Annotated in this window: 2 protein-coding genes and 1 pseudogene; 1 reads left to right on the top strand and 2 read right to left on the bottom strand. The window is 44.5% G+C overall.

Features of this window, described 5'->3' with window-relative positions:
- Nucleotides 1–498: pseudogene (locus tag MiSe_RS48075) on the bottom strand (hypothetical protein); the annotation flags it as partial.
- Nucleotides 498–1403, bottom strand: coding sequence for a 2-carboxy-1,4-naphthoquinone phytyltransferase (gene menA / locus MiSe_RS48080; RefSeq protein WP_226594441.1), 906 nt, complete (start codon nucleotides 1401–1403; stop codon nucleotides 498–500). The pseudogene MiSe_RS48075 and the gene menA, both read right to left, overlap by 1 nt.
- 336 nt (nucleotides 1404–1739) lie before the next feature.
- Between menA and MiSe_RS48085 the strand changes: the two genes are divergently transcribed.
- Nucleotides 1740–3152 (top strand): isochorismate synthase, encoded by a 1413-nt coding sequence (locus MiSe_RS48085; protein ID WP_226594443.1) that lies wholly within the window; start codon nucleotides 1740–1742, stop codon nucleotides 3150–3152.
- The last annotated feature ends 526 nt before the right edge of the window (nucleotides 3153–3678 follow it).

The following is a 3678-nucleotide window of genomic DNA, read 5'->3' on the forward strand; positions in this document are numbered from 1 at the left end:
GCCCCATCTGGTTTGTCTTGTGGGGTGGGCATCTTGCCCGCCCCATCTGGTTTGTCTTGTGGGGTGGGCATCTTGCCCGCCCCATCTGGTTTGTCTTGTGGGGTGGGCATCTTGCCCGCCCCATCTGGTTTGTCTTGTGGGGTGGGCATCTTGCCCGCCCCATCTGCCTATTGTGGGGTGGGCATCTTGCCCGCCCCTATCGAAAATAGCTGCCAAAGCAGATTCAAAGCCAAACTGACAGGCGGGTAAAGTATCTGGGATGGAAAAAATTGTTTCTGCTGTAATTTCCCCTGGTAATTGGCGGCAAAACTCCAAAGCTTGTTCTAAAGTTTCCGATCCAAACCAGGGAATGGGGGCAATTTCACCCCAGCCAATTTTCCCCGTATCGTCAGTCAGGCGAAGGATAATACCTTCGCGGGTATCCCAGGTGCCGTGATTTGTGGTCAGACTGCGGGCAAACTTCCGCCGATAAGGACGAAACTGGAACTGATAACCCATCAGATGCCTGCAAGTACAAACCCCAGTCCCAACATTAACCCACTCCAGAAATGCACCGCGACGGCGATAAATTTGCAGTTGCTGACTTTTTCTGGCTGATCGTGATATTGGTTGACGTGGCGCAATAGCCCGATCGTAAAGGGTAAGCTGACGAATACCAGCAGCGTCCACATTGGGAACATTCCCAACGCTACAAATAAGGCAGTTAGGACATAAATGCTGCCGCCAAACCAACGCAAGACTTGGGCACCCCTGGCGGTGCCGAGTCGGACGATGGGGGAAAGCTTCCCTGCCGCTAAGTCATCCTCGACTTGGTGGAAATGGGAGCAAAACAATATTAAGCTAGTCGCGATTCCCACGATAACCGAAGCTGCTAAACTCTTCATTGACCAGGTTTGAGCTTGGCTGTAGTAAGCTGCCCCTACGCCTAACGGCCCAAAGGCAATTAAGCAGATAATTTCCCCCAAACCCTGGTAACCTAAACGAAAGGGTGGCCCTTGGTAGCTGTAGCCTAAAGCACAGCACAAGAGTACCAACCCGATTACTGTTAAGTCTTGTTGCAAGTAGGCTATCGCTACTATTCCCAAGATAGCGATCGCTAAAAACAGATTCGCCAACCAGAAAATTAAAGATTTGTTTCCTGTCAAATTCACCAGGGAATGGGCTTTATTTTTATCGATGCCGGTTTCCGAATCAAATACATCGTTACTGAGATTCAGCCATGCAATAATTAAAATTGCCGAGAACAGAAAGATAGAAAATATCCCTGGATGAAGCATCTTTGTCTCGGCGATCGCGACGGCAGTCCCCACCCAAATGGGGATAATCGCAACACTGTACATGGGTGGCTTAATTGCTGCCATCCACAACTTACTTTTGTCTTGAGCAATTACCTTGGTAGTCATCAGACTTTATTAATTTGATTTGTAGAATCTCAATTATTTTACGATCGCCAGCGAGCAACGATACACTCGATCTGGAGAATTCTCGCAGATGCAACCTTTCCTCTCCCATCGGCAAAGCCAAGGTTGACACCAGCCTTGCCAATCCAGCTAGGATGGTTTAGTTGCTATTCTGTGCTATCAAAGGTAGCAGCGGCGGTATCGCCAAAAATCCTAGCATAGAATTGCGCTCGCGCGTGGATCGAAGTTGCATAAATATGCTAACTCTATACTTACCACGCGCTTAACATCCAAGAGCGCTGCGCTCCCAACGTTTAAAAATTTGCTATATTCTCTTCCATGACAGTTACACCCATTCATGCTAATCTGTTTCAGGAACGCAAGGAACTGTATCAGTTTCTCTTACATTGTAAAGAAACGTTAAGAGAAAAAAGTCACTCAAAAATAGTTAGTATTTCGGTAAAAAGTCAACCAGTAGATCCCCTGGTAGTCCTGGAGAAAATAGGCGAACCAAACAAACTGCATTTTTACATAGAAAGACCTCACCAAGGGGAAGCGATCGCCGCCATCGATGCGGCGATAAAATTAAAATTAAAAGGAAGCGATCGCTTTTTACAAGCACAAGCATTTATTAGTTCGTGTCTGGATAATACAACTGCTACGGGAGATTTGCACTTACCCTTTTCTGGGCCGCACTTTTTCTGTAGCTTTACTTTTTTTGAAGATAGCCTAACGGCAAATTCTCCTTTTGACGCCGCGACGGTTTTTTTACCGCGATGGCAAGTTTCTTGTCGCCAAGAATGCTCGGCGATCGTTGCTAATATTGTCATCGATCTGGATGTCAATCTAGAAAGGTTAATCGCAGAAATCACCCACCAGTATAAATTAATCAAAGCTTCAGTTACTCAACCCATACAGAAAGTAAAAAAAGAACGGAATTTTCAACATATCGCAGATCGAGATTATTTTAAAGCTTCGGTTTGTTCGGCTTTAGAATCAATTCGAGTCAATCAAATTAGTAAAATTGTGCTGGCCAGCACGATAGAAGTTAGTTCAAACAACCCGTTTCACCAGATAGATTCATTAAATAATTTGCGTCAATTCCATCCAGATTGCTATATTTTTTCCACGAGTAACGGACAGGGAAAGAATTTTATTGGCGCGAGTCCAGAGCGATTAATAAAAATTCAAAACAAAGAATTAGAAACCGATGCTTTAGCCGGGTCAGCACCCAGGGGAAAAACTGCTGCTGAAGATGCCTATTTTGCCGATGGTTTACTGAGCAGTGAAAAAGAAAGACACGAGCATCAAGTTGTTAGTAACTTCATTGTAAATAGCTTATCCAAATTGGGGTTAAACCCCCAGCGACTGCCGCTGCCATGCCTGCTGCAACTCTCAAATATACAACATTTATGGACGCCGATCCGCGCCAAAGTTCCTGGTAAAGTACATCCCTTAGAAATAGTAGCAGAATTGCATCCAACCCCAGCCGTTGCAGGCGTACCCAGAAATATTGCACTCGAGCAAATTCGCCGCTACGAGAACTTTGACCGCTGTCTTTATGCCGCGCCCCTGGGTTGGATAGATCATCGAGGTAATAGCGAATTTATAGTAGGAATTCGTTCGGCATTGATAGATGGATGTAGTGCCAGATTATATGCAGGTGCTGGGATTGTAGCAGGTTCCGCTCCCGATAAAGAATTGGCAGAAATTCAACTAAAATTTCAGCCATTGCTTAAAGCACTGATTTAAAGAATTGCAGATTTTAGATTGCAGATTTTAGATTAGATCTGCAATCTGCAATCTGAAATATCAGATTATATCATGTTTGTTGAATTGCCCATAATAAAAAAACCTCACAGAGTTGTTGCGTAGGGACACGGCATCATAGATATCTCGGACAAACAGATAAATTTAATAATGCCGTGTCCCGGCTGATGATTATGGGTAATCAACCGGACATGATATTACCAGATCGACTGGCAGCTTTGATACTACGATGGAAGAATGAAGATGGCAGATTTGAGATTTTAGATTGCAGATTTAATCTAAAACCAAAGTTGCTAATTGCTAATTGGTAATTGGTAATTGGATTTATATCATGTCCGATCGATTATCCATAATTAGCAGCCGGGACACGGCATTATTAACGTTATCTGTTTGTCGGAGATATCCTCAGATGCCGTGTCCCTACGCAACAACGGGGTAAGGTTTTTTGATTACGGGCAATTCAACGGACATGATATTATTGGCGATCTTTGGCAATTACCCAGAAACT

Source organism: Microseira wollei NIES-4236 (assembly GCF_020521235.1).
Classification (GTDB): domain Bacteria; phylum Cyanobacteriota; class Cyanobacteriia; order Cyanobacteriales; family Aerosakkonemataceae; genus Microseira; species Microseira wollei.

Excerpts from the sequence above, each read along its gene's own strand:
- menA (WP_226594441.1), bottom strand. The coding sequence starts at position 1,403 with ATGACTACCAAGGTAATTGCTCAAGACAAAAGTAAGTTGTGGATGGCA.
- MiSe_RS48085 (WP_226594443.1), top strand. The coding sequence starts at position 1,740 with ATGACAGTTACACCCATTCATGCTAATCTGTTTCAGGAACGCAAGGAA.